Here is an 18,300-nt window from a genome sequence, read left to right as displayed (position 1 = left end):
CTTATCCTTTCGGAAAGCCTTCCGTCTCCACGGTATAACCCGCGGCGGTCATGACGCGCATCAGTTCCGCATAGCCGACTTCGGCCATCTTCTGCGGCGGTGCCTTGCGCGGGTCCTGTTCGGCCTCGACGACGAACCAGCCTTCATAACCATAATCCGCGAAGCGCTTTACGATGGCGCCGAAATCGAGCGAGCCATCGCCCGGCACGGTGAAGGCGCCAAGCGCCACCGCGTCGAGGAAGGACTGCCGGCTGCGATCGAGCCCATCGACCACCGACTGGCGGATGTCCTTGACATGGACGTGGTTGATGCGGGCGTGATGGTTGTCGATGGCGCGCAGGACATCGCCGCCGGCAAAGGCGAGGTGCCCGGCATCGAGCAAGAGCGGAATGCCTTCGCCGGAATTGCGCATGAAGGCGTCGAGTTCCGGTTCGGTCTCGACGACGGCGGCCATGTGGTGGTGATAGGACAGCGGCATGCCCTGTTCGGCGCACCATTCACCGAATTGTGTGAGGCGGCGGCCATAGGCCTTCATCTCATCGTCCGACAGGCGCGGCTTGGTGGCGAGCGGCTTGGAGCGATCGCCCTGGATGGAGCGGCCGACTTCGCCATAGACGATGCAAGGCGCGTTGACCGCCTTGAACAGCTCGATCATCGGCGCGATGCGGTCCTTGTTGGCGGCGAGTTCCTCGTCGACCAGCGTGCCGGAAAACCAGCCGCCGCACAGCGTCACGTCGGCGGCGCGCAGGATGGGCAGCATCACCGCGGGATCTTCCGGGAAGCGACGGCCCTTCTCCATACCGATAAAACCGGCACCGCGCGACTGGCGCAGGCATTCTTCGAGGGATACGTCGTCGCTGAGTTCCGGAAGATCGTCGTTCCACCAGGCGATGGGCGACATGCCGAGTTTGGCTTTCATTATCGTCTCCTTGGCGGGAGGCTACGGCCTCCCTTGTCACTGTTCTTGTCTCTACCCGTTCCTCCGTCATCCTCGGGTCAAGCCCGAGGATGACGGAGGGGAGGAGAAGGACGTTATCTATTCTAACCGATCCGCTGGGCCTCAAGCGCCTTCACATAGGCTTCGCGCGCCTTGTTGACCTCTTCACGCGGGCTCACTTCCGGCACTGCCACATCCCACCAGTGGCCACCCTCCTTGGTGGTGATCAGCGGGTCGGTGTCGATGACGATCACCGATGTGCGATCATTGCCCTTGCTGTTCTGAATGGCCGTTTCTAGATCGGCAATCGAAGAGACCTTCACGGCGACCGCGCCCATGCTTTCGGCATGCGCCCGGAAGTCGATATCCGGCATCATCTCGATCATCGAGTCCTTGAGCAGGTTGTTGAAGTTCGCGCCGCCGGTGCCCATCTGCAGGCGGTTGATGCAACCGTAGCCGCGGTTATCCAGCACGACGATCGTCAGCTTCTGGCCGAGCATGATCGAAGTCGAGAGCTCGGAATTCATCATCATGTAGGAGCCGTCGCCGACCATGACAACGACATCGGCCTCCGGCCGTGCCAGCTTCACGCCAAGGCCGCCGGCAATCTCGTAGCCCATGCAGGAAAAACCGTATTCCATGTGGTAGCCGCCCGGCTTGTGAGCCTGCCATAGCTTGTGCAGCTCGCCCGGCAGACCGCCGGCGGCGCAGACCATCACCGAATTCTCGCCGCCGATCGTGCGCTGCACCGCGCCGATGACCTGCGCATCGGAGGGCAGGTCCGCATTGGTCGGAGCGGTCGCACGATTGGCCGCTGCCATCCAGGCTTCCTTGCGGGGCTTGGCAGATTCCGTAAACGAAGCAGGCGCCTTCCAGCCGCCGAGCGCTTCCGACAGCAGCGTCAGGCCCTCGCGCGCATCGGCGACGAGCGGCTGGCTGTCGCGCTTCGCGGCGTCGAAGGCCACGGTGTTGAGGCCGATCATCCTGACGCTGTCATTCTTGAACAGCGCCCAGGAGCCGGTGGTGAAGTCCTGCATGCGGGTGCCGACGGCGAGGATGACGTCCGCTTCCTCGGCAAAGGCATTGGCGGCCGAGGTGCCGGTGACGCCGACCGAGCCCATGCAGAGCGGGTGATCGTCCGGCAGCGCCGACTTGCCGGCCTGGGTGACGGCGACCGGAATGCCATGCATGCCGGCAAAGGCCTTGAGTTCCGCCGTCGCCTGCGAATAGAGCACGCCGCCGCCGGCGATGATCAGCGGCTTTTGCGCCTTGCGCAATGTCGCGATGGCCGCCGCAAGCTCCTCCGTGTCCGGCCGCGGACGGCGATGCGTCCAGACCTTCTCGTCGAACAGGCTTGCCGGGTAGTCGTAGGCTTCGGCCTGGACGTCCTGGCAGAGCGACAGCGTCACCGGGCCGCAATCGACCGGATCGGTCAGCACCTGCATGGTGCGCTTCAGGGCGGGGATGATCTGTTCTGGCCGCGTGATGCGATCGAAATAGCGCGACACGCAGCGGAAGGCGTCGTTCACCGAGACTGTGCCATCGCCAAAGTTCTCGATCTGCTGGAGAACCGGGTCGGGAATGCGGTTGGCAAAGACGTCGCCGGGCAGGAAGAGGACGGGCAGGCGGTTGACATGCGCCACACCTGCGGCGGTGATCATGTTCAGCGCGCCGGGGCCGATCGAGGTCGTGCAGGCCATGAAGCGCTGGCGAAAGCTCGCCTTGGCGAAGGCGACGGCGGCATGCGCCATGCCCTGTTCGTTATGGGCGCGCAGCGTCGGCAGGTCATTGCGCACCTGGTAAAGCGCTTCCCCCATGCCCGCGACGTTGCCGTGGCCGAAAATACCCCAGACGCCGGCGAAGATCGGCTGTTTCTTGCCGTCGACGACCGTCATCTGTGCCTTCAGGAAATGCGTGACGGCCTGCGCCATCGTCAGCCGGATCGTCTTGCCCATGGTATTCCTCCCAAATTCTCTTCATTTGCCGCAATCCCGGGCGGAAAACCGCCCATACTTTTCCTGGGATTGCTTTAGAGACCGCGCGTGCGCAGCCAGGCGTCGGTCAGTTCGCGGAAGCGGCCGGCCATGTCCGATATCGCTGCCTCGTCGTCCATCTTGCCGGCCATCCAGGCGCGGGCGGCATCGACAAAGATCGTACGGCCGACGGCAAAGCCTTTGACGGCCGGTGCGACCTTCGTTGCCTCGAACGCCTTGACCAGTTCCTCCGTCGGCGCCTCCAGGCCGAGCAGCACGATACCACGGCAATAGGCGTCATTTTTGGCGATCACCGCCTCGATGTTTTCCCATGCCCCGCTCGATGCCTGCGGCTCCAGCTTCCACCAGTCCGGCTTGATGCCGAGATCGTAGAGTTCCTGAAGCGCCGTCGAGACCGTATCATCCTTGAGCGGCCCGTTCTTGCCGGCGATGATCTCGACCAACAGTTCACGGCCAACCCGGCGCGCCGCCTCAAACAGGGTGCGCAGCTTTTCCTGCTGCTCCTTCTTGAGCGCTGCCGGATCGTCCGGATGATAGAAGCACAGGCACTTGATGCAATGGTCGAGCGGCCATTCCACGAGCTGCGAGCCGATGTCCTGGCTGAACTCGAAGCGCAGCGGCTTGGAGCCCGGCAGTTCGACCGGGCGGCCGAGCCAGGAGAAATTCTGGGCGGCGGCATCGAAGAAGGCGTCGCGGCCGAAACGCTCGTCGATCAGCATGCCGTAACCCGGCCGGCCATCGGCGACACGGGCGGCGGCCTTGACGGTCAGGCGCTTGAACTCGGAAATCTTTTCGTGCGGTACCTTCAGTTCGTCGGCGACGTCGACGAGCTGCATACGGTGATCGCAGGCGAGCGCCATCAGAAGCGGAATGTCGGCCTGCTTGCGGTTGGTCGCCCAATGGATGTGATTGATCGCCTCGTCCTTGCGTAGCGCGCGGTGTTTGCTGCCGTTCTTCAGGAAGAACTCCAGCTCGTCCCAGCTCGGATATTCCGGCGAGCAGAGCAGGCGGGAGACGGCGAAGGCGCCGCAGGCATTGGCCCAGGTCGCCGAGGTCGCATGGTCCTCGCCACGCAGCCAGCCTCGCAGGAGGCCCGACATGAAGGCATCGCCGGCACCCAGCACATTATAGACTTCGATCGGGAAGCCCTGGCCGATAATGCCGTCTTCCAGATCGTCGGAGATCGGGCCGTCATAGACGATGCAGCCCATGGCGCCGCGCTTCAGCACGATGGTGGCGGAGGAGAGGACACGGATCGCCTTCAGCGAGGAAAGCACGTCATCGGCGCCGGACGCGATCATGATCTCCTCTTCCGTGCCGACGATGAGATCGCAATCCGGCAGGACGGATTTCATGATGGCGGAGACACGGTCGGACTTCACATAGCGCTCGAAGCCCTCGGCATGGCCGGCAAGGCCCCAGAGGTTCGGGCGGTAGTCGATGTCGAAGATGACCTTGCCGCCGTTTTCCTTGGCGATGCGGATCGCCTTGCGCTGCGCGGCCTCGGTGTTGGGTCGCGAAAAATGCGTGCCGGAGACCAGCACGGCGCGGGATGAGCGCACGAAGGCCTCGTCCACGTCGCCCTCGTCGAGCGCCATGTCGGCACAGTCGGTGCGCACGAAAATCATCGGCGAGACGCCTTCGGATTCGATGGCGAGCAACACCAGCGCCGTCAGGCGGTCCTTGTCAGTCTTGATGCCCTCGACATTGACGCCTTCGCGGGCGGATTGCTCGCGGATGAAACGGCCCATCTGCTCGTCGCCGACACGGGTGATGAGCGCCGACTTCAGACCGAGGCGGGCGGTGCCGATCGCGATGTTGGCCGGGCAGCCACCGACGGATTTGGCGAAGGAGGCGGTGTCTTCGAGCCGCGTGCCGAGCTGCTGGCCGTAGAGGTCGACGGACGAGCGGCCGATCGTGATGACGTCGAGCGTCCTGTCTTGTTCCGTGTGCGGCATGTCTTCCTCCCGGTCTTGCGGCGCCGCCATCTCACTGCGGCGGTACGTCGAGAAAATGAAACATGAATTCCATTATTCTGTCAATTCGGAATATTCATTCCGTTTCTATTCCGCAGCATTTCATTTGGTTGAGCGCCGCAGGCTGCGTCGCTTTTCGGCAATTGCAACGGGCAGCGCCATCGCAAGCGCCATGGAGGCGGAAAGCGAGCGGAAGCCGGCATAGTCGGCTTCCGAGACTTCGAACCAGTATGTCGCGGAGGCGGCGAGCGGCGAGAAAACCGAGTCGGTGATCGCAACGATCGGCACGCCGCGTGCCGCAAGTGCCTGCGCCTGCGTCAGACTTTCGGCGGCGTAGGGCGCAAAGCTCGCCGCGATGACCGCATCCTTGTTTGTCGCAAACTGCGTCATTTCGGGGTCGATGCCATTCGGCGAGGCGATGATCTGGTGGCGGATGGCGAGCTTGCCGAAGGCATAGGCGATATGGGCGGTCAGCGGATAGGAACGGCGCTTGGCGACGAGATAGATGGTTTCCGCGCGGGCGAGTAGATCGACGGATTTCGAAAAGGTCTCGCCGTCGATGGTGCTGGCGAGCCGCGCAACGGACTGGCTTGCCGCCGTCAGGAAGCCGGAGAGAAGTTCCGTATCAGTGTTGACGGCCGGTCCCGCTTCCAGGGTGAGAAGGCGCTCTTCGTAAGACAATGTACGGTCGCGCAGGCGGGCGCGAAAAACGTTCTGGAGGTCTGAAAAGCCTTCATAGCCAAGGTGATGGGCCAGCCGCACCAGGGTGGAGGGCTGCACATCCGCCGCCGTTGCGATGCTTGCCGCGGTGCCAAACGCCATTTCGTCCGGGTTGGAAAGCGCGTAGGCCGCCACCTGCGCCAGTCGCTTCGGCATGGTCGCCTTGCGCTCGATGATCACGCTGCGCAGGCTGTCGAAATCGCGCGGTACACGTGCCAGGGCCGCTTCGGTGTCGTTCATGGATCAAGTCCTCCTCGTGCGGCCATTCTGCTACGAATGAAATAAATATTCCATATTGCCAGAAAAGATAGTTTTCGTTCCAAATCTTTCCCGCTATGCATGATGTGAAGCGCTCTTGTGGCGAGATATAGCAAGTCCAGCAAAACTGCGTAGCGGTTTTGCGTCTGGGACTGCGCGGAGACACAGCGGAGGAAATGTCATGAAGGCCTTGGGAATCGGATTGATCGGCACGGGCTATATGGGCAAGTGCCATGCGCTCGCCTGGAACAATGTCAGCACGGTCTTCGGCGATGTCGACCGCCCGCGCCTCGTGCATCTCGCCGAAGCCAATGCGGATCTCGCGGCAAACCGCGCCCGCGAGTTCGGTTTTGCCAAGTCCACGGCCAATTGGCGGGACCTGCTCTCCGATCCTGACGTCGATGTCATTTCCGTCACCACGCCGAACCAGTTCCATGCCGACATGGCCATCGCCGCGCTTGAAGCCGGCAAACATGTCTGGTGCGAAAAGCCGATGGCGCCGGCCTTTGCCGATGCCGAACGCATGCTCGCCGCGCAGCGGTCCTCCGGCAAGATCGCGGTCATGGGGTATAACTACATCCAGAACCCCGTGATGCGGCACATCCGCTCGCTGCTGGATGAAGGCGCCATCGGCACGGTCAATCACGTCCGCATCGAGATGGACGAGGATTTCATGGCCGATCCGGAGGCGCTGTTCTACTGGAAGAGCGAAGCGACCTCCGGTTACGGCGCACTCGACGATTTCGCCGTGCATCCGCTCTCGCTGCTGTGGAGCCTGTTCGGCCATGTCGAGGCGGTTATCGCATCGCTCGCCAAGCCCTATGCCGACCGCCCGCTGAACGACGGCAACCGCCGCGACGTCGAAAACCACGATATCGCCAGCGTCCTGATGCGCCTTCCCGGCGGCATTTCCGGCGTGCTGATGGCCAACCGCTCGGCCTGGGGCCGCAAGGGGCGTATAGCGCTGCAGATCTATGGTTCGAAGGGTTCGATTCTCTACGATCAGGAGCGCATGAACGAATTCCAGCTCTATACGACGGACGGCCGCGCCACCGAGCAGGGCTTTTCCACGATCCTAACGGCACCGCACCACAAGCCTTACGATCGTTTCATCCCGGCGCCCGGCCACGGCCTCGGCTTCAACGATCTCAAGGTCATAGAATGCCGTGAGCTTATCGCCGCCATTGCCGGCACGGCTTCGCATTCCATCGACTTCAACCATGGCCTGCGCATCGAGCAGTCCGTGCACGCCATGGCCGAATCTTTCCGGCAGGGTCGCTGGGTGGAAATCGCCGCCGAATGAGTTTCCAGCGACCGAGCCAAAAAAATCCGGTCGCTTCCTCATTGAAACAGCACGGGCCATACGTAATACTCTCGGCAATAATGCCGGAGGGATGGGCATGTTCAAGCAAATGCAGAGACGCTGGGCGCCGGTCCTCTTCGTCTCGATTGCTGTCATCGTGTTCAACGCGAACGCCGCAGAGGCGAAACGTGTTGCACTGCTGATAGGCAATCAGAAATACGAAGAGACGGCCCAGCTCAACAATCCTGCGAACGATGTGGAGCTGATGCGCGCCTCGTTCGAGGCCGCGGGTTTCGATTCCGTCAAGACGGTCCTGGATCTCGACCGCGCCGCCATGGTGAAGGCGTTGCGCGAGTTCGAGGACGAGTCGGCTGACGCGGACATGGCGGTGGTCTACTATTCCGGCCACGCGATGGAGATGAACGGGGTCAACTACCTTATCCCCGTCGATGCGGCGCTGAAGAGCGACCGCGACGTCGAGGACGAGAGCGTGGCCATCGACCGCGTCCAGCGGTCGCTGGAAGGCGCCAAGAAGCTGAAGCTCTTCATTCTCGACGCTTGCCGCAACAATCCGTTCTCGCAGTCGATGACCCGTTCGATCGGCACCCGTGCCGTGACGCGCGGTCTTGCCCGCGTAGAACCCGAATCGGCCGACACGCTGATCGCCTTCGCTTCGAAGGCCGGTACGGTGGCGCTCGATGGCGAGGGCATGAACAGCCCGTTCGCGACGGCACTCTCGAAATACCTGACGGAGCCCGGCCTCGACGTGCGCATCGCGCTCGGCAAGGTGCGCGACGAGGTGGTGGAAGCCACCAACCGCGAGCAGGAGCCCTTCGTCTACGGCTCGCTCGGCGGTGCGCAGATCTTCCTGAACATCAAGGAAGTGAACATCAACATCTCCAACAGCGGCAACACGCAGGAGGTCTCGCCGAACGGCCAGTCCGAAGCCGCCGCTGACTGGCAGAACATCCGCGATCTCGCCGATGAAGACCTGATCAATGCCTTCATCTCGAAGCATGGCAAGGATCCCGTCTACAAGATGCTGGCGGAAAAGAAGCTCGCCAGCCTCAAGGAGGCGACCCAGAACGATGGGCAGGATGCGGCCGCGATCGCCTGGGACGCCCTGAAGGAATCGACCGATGCGGCCGCCCTCCAGCGCTTCATCGAGCGCTATCCGGATAGCCAGCATCGCAGCAGCGCCGAGCAGCTGATCGCAGCACTCGAGCCGAAAAAGGGCCTGAGCGTCAATCTCGCCTCCAAGGAAACGGCCGCCTCGCGGGATTGCTTCCTGCTTGCCGGTGAACCGCAGTCGCTGCCCGGCTTCCTGGGCGTCAACTTCCTGAAGATCGATGCCAAGCGGGCGCTTTCCGCCTGCGCGCAGGCCGTCAACGAGAACCCGTCCGACGGCATGCTGGTGAACCTTCTCGGCCGCGCGCAAGACGCCGACCGCAACTATGTCGAAGCCCGTCGCAACTACGAAAAGGCGATCGAGCTCGGCAACATGTATGCACTCACCAACCTTGCCTGGTTCTCGATCTACGGCACGGATGGCCCGGTCGACGTGCCGAAGGGCCTCTCGATGCTCGAGAGGGCTTCGACCGCCGGCAATTCCTATGGCCAGGCCTCGCTCGGCTGGCTCTACCGCGAAGGTTATGGCGGCACGCGCCAGGACTATAACGAAGCGGTGAAGTGGTATCAGCAGTCGGCCAACCAGGGCTACGCCAATGCCATGGCGACGATGGGCTGGTTCTACCGCGAAGGCCTCGGCGTTTCGCAGGATTACGTCCAGTCGCTCACCTGGTATCGCAAGGCTGCGGATGCCGGCGACGCCAACGCCATGTCCTCGCTCGGCTGGGCCTACCAGAACGGCCTCGGCACGGCGCAGGACTATGCGGAAGCCAAGGTCTGGTACGAGAAGGCCGCCAATATCGGCGATTCCTACTCGATGGCCTCGCTCGCCTGGCTCTATGACGTCGGCAACGGCGTGAAGCAGGACTATGTCGAAGCCCGCTACTGGTATGAAAAGGCCGCCAATTCCGGTAGCGCTTACGCCATGGGCAACCTGTCGCGTCTCTACGACCAGGGTCTCGGCACACCGGCAGACGCCAAGGAGGCTGTCCGCTGGGCAGCGGCCAGCGTCGAAAGCGGCGATCCCGCCAAGCTGAAGGAACTCAAGGAAACCCCTGCCAACTTCACGGTCGCCTTCCGCAAGGAGCTGCAGAACCTTCTCAAGGAACGCGGCTACTACAGCGGTTCGTCGGATGGCGAATTCGGTGCCGCGACGCTTGCGGCAATCGACAAGCTCGCCGCCGGCCGCAACGACAGCAGTTCGCTGTCGAGCACGACGACAACCACCACGACCGACCAGTCGACGCTGACGCTGAGCGGTTCGGATGCCGACCAGTGCTACGAACTTGCCGGTGAACCGAACCTGCGCCCGGGCTTCCTCGGCAAGCTCTTTGCGCAGATCGACTATGGCCGCGCGATCTCCGTCTGCGAAACGGCACTCAATGCCAATCCGTCGGACAACTCGATCCGCAACATGGTGGGCCGTGCTCATGACGCCGCAAAGAACTTCCCCAAGGCGCGCGAGCACTACCAGAAGGCTGCCGACGAGGGGAACCTCTACGCACTGACCAACCTCGCCTGGTACTCGATCTACGGTACCGACGGTGCGGTCGACATGGCCAAGGGCACCCGCATGTTCGAGCAGGCCTCGAATGCCGGCAACCCCTATGCCCAGGCCTCCCTCGGCTGGCTCTATCGCGAAGGCTATAACGGCACGCGCAAGGACTATGACGAGGCCATCAAGTGGTACCGCAAGGCGGCCGAACAGGGCTATGCCAATGCACAGGCCACGATGGGCTGGTTCTACCGCGAAGGCCTCGGCACGACGCGCGACTATGCGGCCTCGCTCGACTGGTACAAGAAGGGCGCGGAAGGCGGCGATATCAATGCCATGTCCTCGGTCGGCTATGCCTATCAGTCCGGTCTTGGCGTGGCGGTCGATTATGCCGAAGCGCGCAACTGGTATGAGAAGGCTGCCGCCCAGAACGACATCTATTCGATGGCCTCCATCGGCTGGCTCTACGACGTCGGCAACGGCGTGAAGCAGGACTATAACGTGGCCCGCGACTGGTACGAAAAGGCGGCGAATGGTGGCAACACCTACGCCATGGGCAATCTCTCCCGCCTCTACGACCAGGGCCTCGGCACGCGCGCCAACGCCAAGGAGGCTGCCCGCTGGGCCGCCGCCAGCGTCGAGGGCGGCGATCAGGGCAAGCTGCAGGAACTCAAGGGATCGGCGGCGAATTTCACGCCGCAGTTCCGCAAGGAGTTCCAGCAGATCCTCAAGGATCGTGGGTATTATAACGGCCCGATCGACGGTGATTTCGGTGCCTCGACGCAGAACGCGATCGATCGCCTCGCCGCCCGCACCTGAACCATCTGGTCGGGATTGAAACAAAAAGCCGCTGGAAACAGGTCGTTTCCAGCGGCTTTTCTTTGGGCTTCGGTCAGGCGGCCAATTTGAGCAGCCAGGCGTCGTGATCCTTCAGAAAGTCCTTCAACCGTTCCGGATAATCCTGCGCCACCGCCGTGCGCACGCTCGCGCGTTGCATCAGGGCTGCCCGCCAGGCGGCGACTTTTTCAAGCCTGTCGAAAACGCCGGTGGGCGTCAGCGTGTCGAAGACGTCAAAATAGCGGTAGATCGGGGCGAAAACGGCATCGACGAGGCAAAAACCTTCACCCGCGAAGAACGGACCACTGCCGAGAGCGGCTTCGACCCGCGTGAATTTTTCGATGAGAGCCTTACGTTTCACCGCGTAGGTTTCAGCGTCCCTGGCAGTCTCGAACCCCCAAAGATCCGACAGGATGGAGGAGCCGAACTCCATCCACCCACGATGCTGTGCCCGCACGAGCGGGTCGGCCGGATGAAGCGGTTTGTCCGTCTGCGTATCTTCCAGATATTCGCAGATGACCGCACTTTCGAACAACACCGCTTCGCTGCCATCCTCCCGTCGGATGACGAGGAGCGGCACCTTGCCGAGGGGCGACATGGCAAGAAACCAGTCGGGCTTTGCGGCAAGGTCAATCGTGCGGCGTTCGAAGGCCACGCCCTTTTCGGCAAGTGCTATGGCGGCGCGCTGCACATAGGGGCAGAGGTGATGGCTGATCAGGGTGAGCGTAGCGCCAGTCGGGGAAGCGGGGTGGGGCATGGCGTGTCTCCGGTTCGAGATGGATGCAATTGCATATATGTAGCCTTGCCATCTCCGTCAAGATGCATGTAATTGCATCTATGTCCGACGCATCGCCCGACCAAACCCGCCCCCCCTCCGCCGCCACGACACGGCTCTGGATCGCACTTATGCGCACGCAGCGCATGCTGCTGGCCGCCATCGAGCAGGATCTGAAAGCCGCGGACCTGGCTCCGCTCGGCTGGTACGACGTGCTGTGGGAACTGGTACGCGCTGAAAAGGGGAGGCTGCGGCCCTTCGAAATCGAGGCGCACACGCTGCTTGCGCAGCACAATCTCTCCCGGCTTCTCGACCGGATGGAAGAGGCAGGCCTCGTTCGCCGCGACGTTTTTCCGCAAGACGGCCGTGGCCGCTGGGTGCTCGTCACCGAGACGGGCCGCGCGATGCAGCAGCGCATATGGACGGTCTATGGCGCCTCCATAGAACGTCATCTCGGCGAAAAGCTTTCCGATTCGGATGCCGATCAGCTTGCGGACAAGCTCGCACTTCTGATTCGCGGGTAAGCACAAAAGCAAACGCCGGAGCAAGAAGCCCCGGCGTTTGTGTGTCTGCGTGCCTGTTTTGGATCAGAGCAGGAAATCGTCCGCGATGTACTTCGCCAGCCCGGCATTGATCTCAAAATCCGCCCGGCCGTCGCCATTGATGTCGCCCGAGATGACCGTGCCGGAGTAGCGCAGTTCGCCTGCCGTGCCGGAGAACGAAGCCTTGCCGATGAAGTCAAAAGCCTGGTTGCCACTGCGACCGGTATTGGCGTCTATGTCGCGCAGGTCGATGACATCGCCCTGGCTGTCCGGGTTGAAGTCGTCGATGACGTCGCGCAGCGAGCCCACGCGGCTGTCGGAGGTTTTCATGAAGCGGAACGTGTCGGCGCCGGTGCCGCCGACGAGGAAGTCGTTGCCCGCACCGCCAACGAGGAGATCGTTGCCGGAGCCGCCGACGAGATCGTCATTGCCGTTGCCGCCATACAGACGGTCGTTGCCGGCCTCGCCATAGAGGTCGTCATTGCCGTCGTCGCCGTAGATGATGTCCACGCCGTTGCCGCCATAGAGCCGGTCGTTACCGGCAAGCCCTTCGAGCTGGTCGTTGCCGCTGCCGCCCTTGAGGAGGTTGTTGCCCGAAGTGCCGATCAGCGTGTCAGCGTAAGCGGTGCCGACGACGTTCTCGATGCTTGTCAGCTTTTCCAGTCGGCCGGTGACGGCCTTCGCGAAGCCTCCGTCAAGATCGACATATATGCCGCGGCCCTTTTCGCTGCTCGAATCCTGCAGCGAATAATTGATCGTGTCGGTGCCGGAGCCGCCGTTGAAGGTGTTCTTGAAGCCGACGGAGTAGAAGGTGTCGTTTCCGGCGTCGCCGTTATAGACGCTCTGATAGGTCTTCACCTTGAAGACGTCATTGCCGTCGCCGCCGCTGACGACGTCATACTCGCCTGCAGCCTTCGCTGCGCCGCTGTGGATGTAGATGTCGTTGCCTGAGCCGAGATAGATATCGTTGTTGCCCTCAAAACTGTTGCGAACGATATCATTGCCGCTGCCGGCCTCGACATAATTGTCACCGCCGCGGCTATCGATGCGGTTCAATATGATTTCGTCGTCCCCGCCAAGGGCGAAGACATCCATCGGGCCCCGGGAATTCTGTACGATGAGATCGTCACCGTTCGTACCTCTAACAACCACAACCATTTCCGTTTCCTTTCCGCATCAACGACCTGTTGCACGATATCTATCGCCGACAAGCTGAACAGTTGTTGAACAGAGTTGCTGCGGGCGGCGATTTCGAGGCGGAACGGGGGAATTTTGCGGGCAGGGTCCCGCGAAGCGGCTTCAACGTCTCTTTCGGCTCTCCATTTGCGCCTCTGCCGGCAGTTTCCGCGTGTCGAGCCGCTTCCCGGTCGAACATACCTGTATATATCCAAAGCGCTTTTCAGCCTTTTCTCCAAAAAGCTCTTGATCACCGAGGGCTTTGCCCGTATCAGGGCGGCGAGCGGAGAGGTGGCCGAGTGGTCGAAGGCGCTCCCCTGCTAAGGGAGTATACCCGGAAGGGTATCGTGGGTTCGAATCCCATCTTCTCCGCCAGTTTGCCTGTTTTATTGCATTTTTTGGCTTTTATCTCTGGTTGTCAGAACCTGAGAGTTTGTTCGTAAGCACGAAACGCAAAAAAACAGCTTCCGAAGGGGCGGAAAGCCTCCGCAATAGCGGGCCAGAGATACCTAATCCCATCCCCCAACAGGATATCCCGTCACCGGATCATATCCTTGAATGATTCGCTTGAACGTCCTGCGCCCGTCCGCTTGCTCTTCAAAAGAGCTGGTATCGGCCCGAATCGGTCATTGCAACACTGATCAGGCCCTTCTTGCGCCTGTCGCGAGTAGCGCGTTCCAAGCCGTTGAAGCGTCTATGCGGCAGCTTATACGCCAAATGGCGGCATCCCTTTACCTGTTCATGATTGTCCGCTCTCAACCCCGCTTGGGCCATCCGCGACGACGCTGATAGTGCTCGAAACCGGACCTTGCGCATGACCGCGCTGCGAGGGGATATCTGCCGCAAAAGTCAGGTACAGGATTGTCGCGCTAATCGGGATATTTGCGACTGGAAGATAGCGACGGAAGCGGCAGAGACGATTTTTGAAGGGGCGATGAACTGTCTCACGCCGTCGTGAAGGGCCGGGCACAAAAGCCACCAGATTCATCACGATATGTACAACAAGTACCTTCTTAGCGAATGGTTGGCCCGTTCAAGGGGGCATCGTCGCTGGGCGAAGCGGGTTAATGTCCAAGGTCTGAACCAGGGAGATTGTTATGGCCGGTAACGTAATCCTCGTGAAAGATAGCGCCTCACTCCAAGAGGCCGTCTATCTGCAGGCCGCCCATATCGAGGTGGCAGGGAGGATCACAGACCTCCCGAGCCTGAAACTTTCCCCCGGAACCCGCCTACGTGGCGTGGGTCCCGGTGTGGAACTGCACTTCAAGGAAGGGCTACCCGGCCTACTGCTCAGCGCTGATCACCAGATTGCCAATTTGCGTCTCGTGACCGATGAAACCCAGATTGCCCTGGGCCTTGCCGATGACGCAGACGATCTCGGCACTTTGACGATCAGTAACGTGAGAACGCTTGGCCGCGTCCACCTGGAGGGCAGCCGAGCCAAACGCGGTGCCCTGAAACTGGATGGCATCCACGTCGAACGCGCGGATGCGCGGATGGCCGCTCACCGTCCCGCAGGTTTCGGGGTGGAAGTCCTGATCGGGGGCCTCACGGTCTACAATTTCTCGAAAGATAAAAGTAGCCGCTGGACGCTGGACGCCCGCAACCTGTCGGGCGGCAGTAAGGACCACCCGCTACTTGGCAGTGGAGTGTTCATCTTCGGTGGCTGGTTTATTCCGGTCGATGCGGACCCAGGGCACGCGCCCGCCCCGACGCAGGAGGGCGGCACCATTGAGCTGACGCTGCTGACAACGGGTGAGATTCATGCGAATGGCGGCATTCCCCAAGGCACGTCCAACCTCATCACCGGGGGTGTTTTTATTGGCTCGGGTGTGCACGCGCAAAGCGTCGTTAACGAGGGCCCGACCACGACCTATGGACCCAATGATATGGTGCTCGACAACTGGGGCAAGGTCGCTTCATGGATTGCCCGGGCGACGGTCACGTCACACGGGAGCAGCGGCATCGGTTTTGTAAACTTCGGGGACATTGACACTCTGAAGGTTCAGGCGCAGATCGAAACTCACGGGATGGGCGCACGCGGCTTCAATCTCTATGACGGCTCGTTGAAACAAGCCGAATTCCAGAGCATCACAACCAATGGCGACGGCGCAATTGGGATGCAGCTCTTCAAGCCGTTTGGAACCATCATCGTGGAACAGGACATCCGCACCAAAGGCGGCGAAGGGGACAGCCTCGTGCGTGGCAAGCTGGTTCATCTCAAGGCGCATGCGCTGAGCCTTAAGCCCGGGGCCAAGGGGAATGAACTTAACGTTAAGGGGCAGGCAATCGCCGAGAATAGCGCCGTCCCCGGCTGTGATTTTTCGACACCGCCGAGCGTGATTAGCAAGATCGAGATTGGTGGAAAGCCGATCACCTGATCCTAGGAATGCGCGCGATTGGCAGTGGTCTGTCCCTTCACAGGGGTAGAGGCGCCTTTTGCGTCTCAGACACCTGATTTGCTCAAAAGTTCGATTAACGACCGAACTTTTCCTGTCGCGTAGACGATGTCTTCGCTCGGCATGTGGACAGTGATCTCAACCTCTTTCCAGCCGGCGCCATTCTCGCGAGCATAAACTACGGCGGCCTTCAACGAGGGCAATACCACAACTGCATGATCTGCCGTCCAAAGCTGAACGGAACATTCAGCATCGGCGTATTTTGAAAATGCGCCAATTGGATCGAAAGCCATAATATTCTCCAGTCATTCGCCGGATGAGATTCAGGCACCTCGGCACGTCGCAACTCTTACCCATTTCTATAGCAAAATCAGGCCGTGCACATACTTAATGTCGCCGATAGCCTAAATCGGAAGAACGGTCCTTTCAGGTTCCTCACCGGCGTAGACCGCGATCCGCCCGTTGGGCAGGCATACGCTGGGCATGATCGTAGATGGGTGGCCTCTCTACTACGAAGACAACGAGACGCCGCCATCGACGGCAAACTCTGCATCGTGAAGACGATCGATGGGCGGATCCCTACATGCAAGGTGAGGATGTGCGCGAAGAGGAAGCAGAGCAGCCGAGCGTTCATTCCGCCCTGTTGAATTTATAGGGTTTCAGTATCTCTGCAGGGAACATCGCGACCGTATCTTTGGTTTCAAGAAATAATGAACACAAGGAGATCGAGATGTTCCAGGCGTCTCTCGGCGGCGGCTTTGGCGCGCAAGGGTATGGCCTGCGCGCTTCTATCAGCGCTGCGGTCGCATATGACGAAGTGTGCAGCCGACATGTAGTCGATATCTCTTACGAGCCGCAGGCGATTATTATCCGGGGCCGGCTTCCGCCTGACGTCGTCCGGCGTGTCCGCACCATCATCGTAGAAATCGCTGGCGCCGTTCCGGTCTGGGATCGAACGTTTTGGCTGGGGTGAGCGGTTCCGATTCGAGCGAACTCCCCAACCTCTTTTGCCGCCTTCAGAAACGCCTTCCGAGCCGCGGCAGGCCCTTCATCTGATGATGGACGACTTTCAGGCAAAGCTCTCAGCGATAAATTTAATTTTTCCGTCTACGGCATTGTTCACTGCGACAACTATATCTCGATATTTTTGGGGGTCGGCTCCATTCTCTATGCAGCGCGCTTCATAGAGCAGGACATAATAAGGAAGGCTCCAAAAAACTAGAATAGCACTCCTCATATTGGTGGGGTCGATGGTGAAAGTTCGGAGATTATCAATAAAAATCTGCGCAGCAGAATTGCTAAATATCATTCTTCGAGCATTTTGGATGAAACTATCTTTGTCTATCTCGTCAAGGATCTTGCCTGCTTCGATATTTACCATGCCTCTCCACCTTGTAATAATAAAACAATATCTTCATCCGGCAGTTAGCTCGCCTGAAACAGGATCGTCGACAGGCCGAGTTCCCTCAGCACTGGAGGGAATCGGTGGTGACATGCCGCGCGAGCAAAACGAGGAGGCCACAAATGATGATAAAAAGAACGCCGAGAAGGTAGGTCATGTCGGTGCTTTCAATACTGCATAATACCAGCGCAGAAGGGAGGCCGCGTTAATACAGAAATCAATTCTACAGGGGCTTGCAGAGACGTTTCAAGCCAGCACCACAAGCTTGGTTGTCGCCATCGTCGCTGTTCTCTTCGCGGCACGCCCTAAGCGTCCCGCCACAGGTGGCGCCTGGTCTCTTCACGGGAGGCGGATCCACAAGTTGTGTAGGCGAAGGCTTCGAGGTGATGGACGGCGCTGTCTTAATCACACAAAGGCAGGCGGGCGAAGATCACCGGAGAATGCGTCGACCACCCAATGCAAGCCGCCCTTCCAGCCATTTACCGCATCGCAAAATGATCCTCCCTGGATTCGATTTCAAGAAATGCGGAAATGCTCCAGCCTCAAATTGAATTGACTGCGCTGTGAACGTCATGCGAGCATCCAGGCTTTATACGGAGGATGTAAGGATATGGCTGTTTTTTCGGGTACGGGCGATATGCGCAGCGCCGGGCTGGATTTTCTCGCGAAGTGGAAGGCGGCCGCCGAATGGGAGCCGGGCACAACGATCACGAGTGAAATTCACCATGCCGAAGAGATGAGCTTCCAGATCAGAGAGTATACGCTCTCCGGATCATTCGAATATTTTGTCGATCCCGATACGATGGAATTGGAAACGTTGGTCGGAACAGTCAACAAATTCGAATTCTATTTCGAGGATTTTATTGAGACCCGCGTGTCATCGTTCAGCATTTCCAATTTCAGCATAGACATCAGCAAGTTTGACGGTTCTCTGACGGGGGCGCAGATCGTTGCGCTAATTTTCGACGGAAACGACAGGATAGAGGGCGGAAATGGTGACGATTTCCTCCTCGGTTACAATGGCAATGACACCGTCATCGGCGGGTTCGGCGACGACCATCTTGATGGCGGCGTCGGCCGGGACATCATGATGGGGGAGGCGGGAGACGACACCTATTATGTCGACAACTACCGGGATGTCGTCTGGGAGTTTTCCGGCGAAGGGACGGATGAGGTCTTCAGTACGATTTCCTACACACTGCCGGAAAACGTTGAAAGGCTGTACTTGACAGGAACCGGGGACGACATCGGCATCGGCAACGCCGTCAACAATGTTTTGAATGGCAACGCGGGAGCGAACACTCTGGATGGCCGTAAAGGTCGAGACTCCATGTATGGCGGTGCAGGTGATGATACCT

The 18,300-nt window shown here is 60.3% G+C and carries 14 protein-coding genes and 1 tRNA gene; 7 read left to right on the top strand and 8 right to left on the bottom strand.

The window, feature by feature from the left end; genetic code table 11:
* Nucleotide 1: 1 nt before the first annotated feature.
* The 4 genes from iolE to ACT6VE_RS20600 form a co-directional block, all read right to left on the bottom strand.
* Nucleotides 2-919, bottom strand: coding sequence for a myo-inosose-2 dehydratase (iolE, locus tag ACT6VE_RS20615; RefSeq protein ID WP_444800310.1), 918 nt, complete (start codon nucleotides 917-919; stop codon nucleotides 2-4).
* 122 nt (nucleotides 920-1,041) lie between these two features.
* Entirely contained in the window at nucleotides 1,042-2,892 is a 1,851-nt protein-coding gene (iolD, locus tag ACT6VE_RS20610) for a 3D-(3,5/4)-trihydroxycyclohexane-1,2-dione acylhydrolase (decyclizing) (protein WP_444800309.1), read from the bottom strand.
* A 74-nt stretch (nucleotides 2,893-2,966) separates the two neighbouring features.
* Nucleotides 2,967-4,889: a bifunctional 5-dehydro-2-deoxygluconokinase/5-dehydro-2-deoxyphosphogluconate aldolase gene (locus tag ACT6VE_RS20605; RefSeq protein ID WP_444800308.1), complete on the bottom strand. Its 1,923-nt coding sequence runs from the start codon at nucleotides 4,887-4,889 to the stop codon at nucleotides 2,967-2,969.
* 120 nt (nucleotides 4,890-5,009) lie between these two features.
* Complete coding sequence (locus ACT6VE_RS20600; RefSeq protein WP_444800307.1) at nucleotides 5,010-5,867, bottom strand: MurR/RpiR family transcriptional regulator; 858 nt, start codon at nucleotides 5,865-5,867, stop codon at nucleotides 5,010-5,012.
* A 199-nt stretch (nucleotides 5,868-6,066) separates the two neighbouring features.
* On the opposite strand from ACT6VE_RS20600, the gene ACT6VE_RS20595 reads away from it, so the two are divergent.
* Nucleotides 6,067-7,188, top strand: coding sequence for a Gfo/Idh/MocA family protein (locus ACT6VE_RS20595; RefSeq protein WP_444800306.1), 1,122 nt, complete (start codon nucleotides 6,067-6,069; stop codon nucleotides 7,186-7,188).
* A gap of 97 nt (nucleotides 7,189-7,285) precedes the next feature.
* Entirely contained in the window at nucleotides 7,286-10,630 is a 3,345-nt protein-coding gene (locus tag ACT6VE_RS20590) for a caspase family protein (protein WP_444800305.1), read from the top strand.
* A gap of 73 nt (nucleotides 10,631-10,703) precedes the next feature.
* Here ACT6VE_RS20590 and ACT6VE_RS20585 read toward each other — a convergent pair whose 3' ends face one another.
* On the bottom strand, nucleotides 10,704-11,405 hold the full coding sequence (locus ACT6VE_RS20585) for a glutathione S-transferase family protein (RefSeq protein ID WP_444800304.1): 702 nt from the start codon (nucleotides 11,403-11,405) through the stop codon (nucleotides 10,704-10,706).
* 23 nt (nucleotides 11,406-11,428) lie between these two features.
* Here ACT6VE_RS20585 and ACT6VE_RS20580 point away from each other — a divergent pair, with 23 nt between their 5' ends.
* Nucleotides 11,429-11,947: a MarR family winged helix-turn-helix transcriptional regulator gene (locus ACT6VE_RS20580; protein ID WP_444800303.1), complete on the top strand. Its 519-nt coding sequence runs from the start codon at nucleotides 11,429-11,431 to the stop codon at nucleotides 11,945-11,947.
* 63 nt (nucleotides 11,948-12,010) lie between these two features.
* Here the strand turns inward: ACT6VE_RS20580 and ACT6VE_RS20575 are convergent, their stop codons facing one another.
* A complete protein-coding gene (locus ACT6VE_RS20575; protein WP_444800302.1) occupies nucleotides 12,011-13,123 on the bottom strand; it encodes a calcium-binding protein in 1,113 nt (370 codons plus the stop codon).
* A 303-nt stretch (nucleotides 13,124-13,426) separates the two neighbouring features.
* On the opposite strand from ACT6VE_RS20575, the gene ACT6VE_RS20570 reads away from it, so the two are divergent.
* Nucleotides 13,427-13,516, top strand: a tRNA-Ser gene (locus tag ACT6VE_RS20570).
* A 722-nt stretch (nucleotides 13,517-14,238) separates the two neighbouring features.
* Nucleotides 14,239-15,522, top strand: a complete 1,284-nt coding sequence (locus ACT6VE_RS20565) for a hypothetical protein (protein ID WP_444800301.1) — start codon at nucleotides 14,239-14,241, stop codon at nucleotides 15,520-15,522.
* Nucleotides 15,523-15,587: 65 nt separating this feature from the next.
* Here ACT6VE_RS20565 and ACT6VE_RS20560 read toward each other — a convergent pair whose 3' ends face one another.
* Nucleotides 15,588-15,833: a hypothetical protein gene (locus ACT6VE_RS20560; protein ID WP_444800300.1), complete on the bottom strand. Its 246-nt coding sequence runs from the start codon at nucleotides 15,831-15,833 to the stop codon at nucleotides 15,588-15,590.
* Nucleotides 15,834-16,270: 437 nt separating this feature from the next.
* On the opposite strand from ACT6VE_RS20560, the gene ACT6VE_RS20555 reads away from it, so the two are divergent.
* Nucleotides 16,271-16,513 (top strand): hypothetical protein, encoded by a 243-nt coding sequence (locus tag ACT6VE_RS20555; RefSeq protein WP_444800299.1) that lies wholly within the window; start codon nucleotides 16,271-16,273, stop codon nucleotides 16,511-16,513.
* A 96-nt stretch (nucleotides 16,514-16,609) separates the two neighbouring features.
* Here the strand turns inward: ACT6VE_RS20555 and ACT6VE_RS20550 are convergent, their stop codons facing one another.
* Nucleotides 16,610-16,921, bottom strand: a complete 312-nt coding sequence (locus ACT6VE_RS20550; RefSeq protein WP_444800298.1) for a hypothetical protein — start codon at nucleotides 16,919-16,921, stop codon at nucleotides 16,610-16,612.
* Nucleotides 16,922-17,552: 631 nt separating this feature from the next.
* Between ACT6VE_RS20550 and ACT6VE_RS20545 the strand changes: the two genes are divergently transcribed.
* On the top strand, nucleotides 17,553-18,300 hold a 748-nt coding region (locus ACT6VE_RS20545), incomplete at its 3' end, for a calcium-binding protein (RefSeq protein WP_444800297.1).

Origin of the sequence: Shinella sp. (assembly GCF_052438155.1) — a bacterium.
Classification (GTDB): Bacteria; Pseudomonadota; Alphaproteobacteria; order Rhizobiales; family Rhizobiaceae; genus Shinella.
The sequence above is the reverse complement of the archived record's forward strand: the minus strand, read 5'-3'. Positions and strand labels throughout refer to the sequence as shown.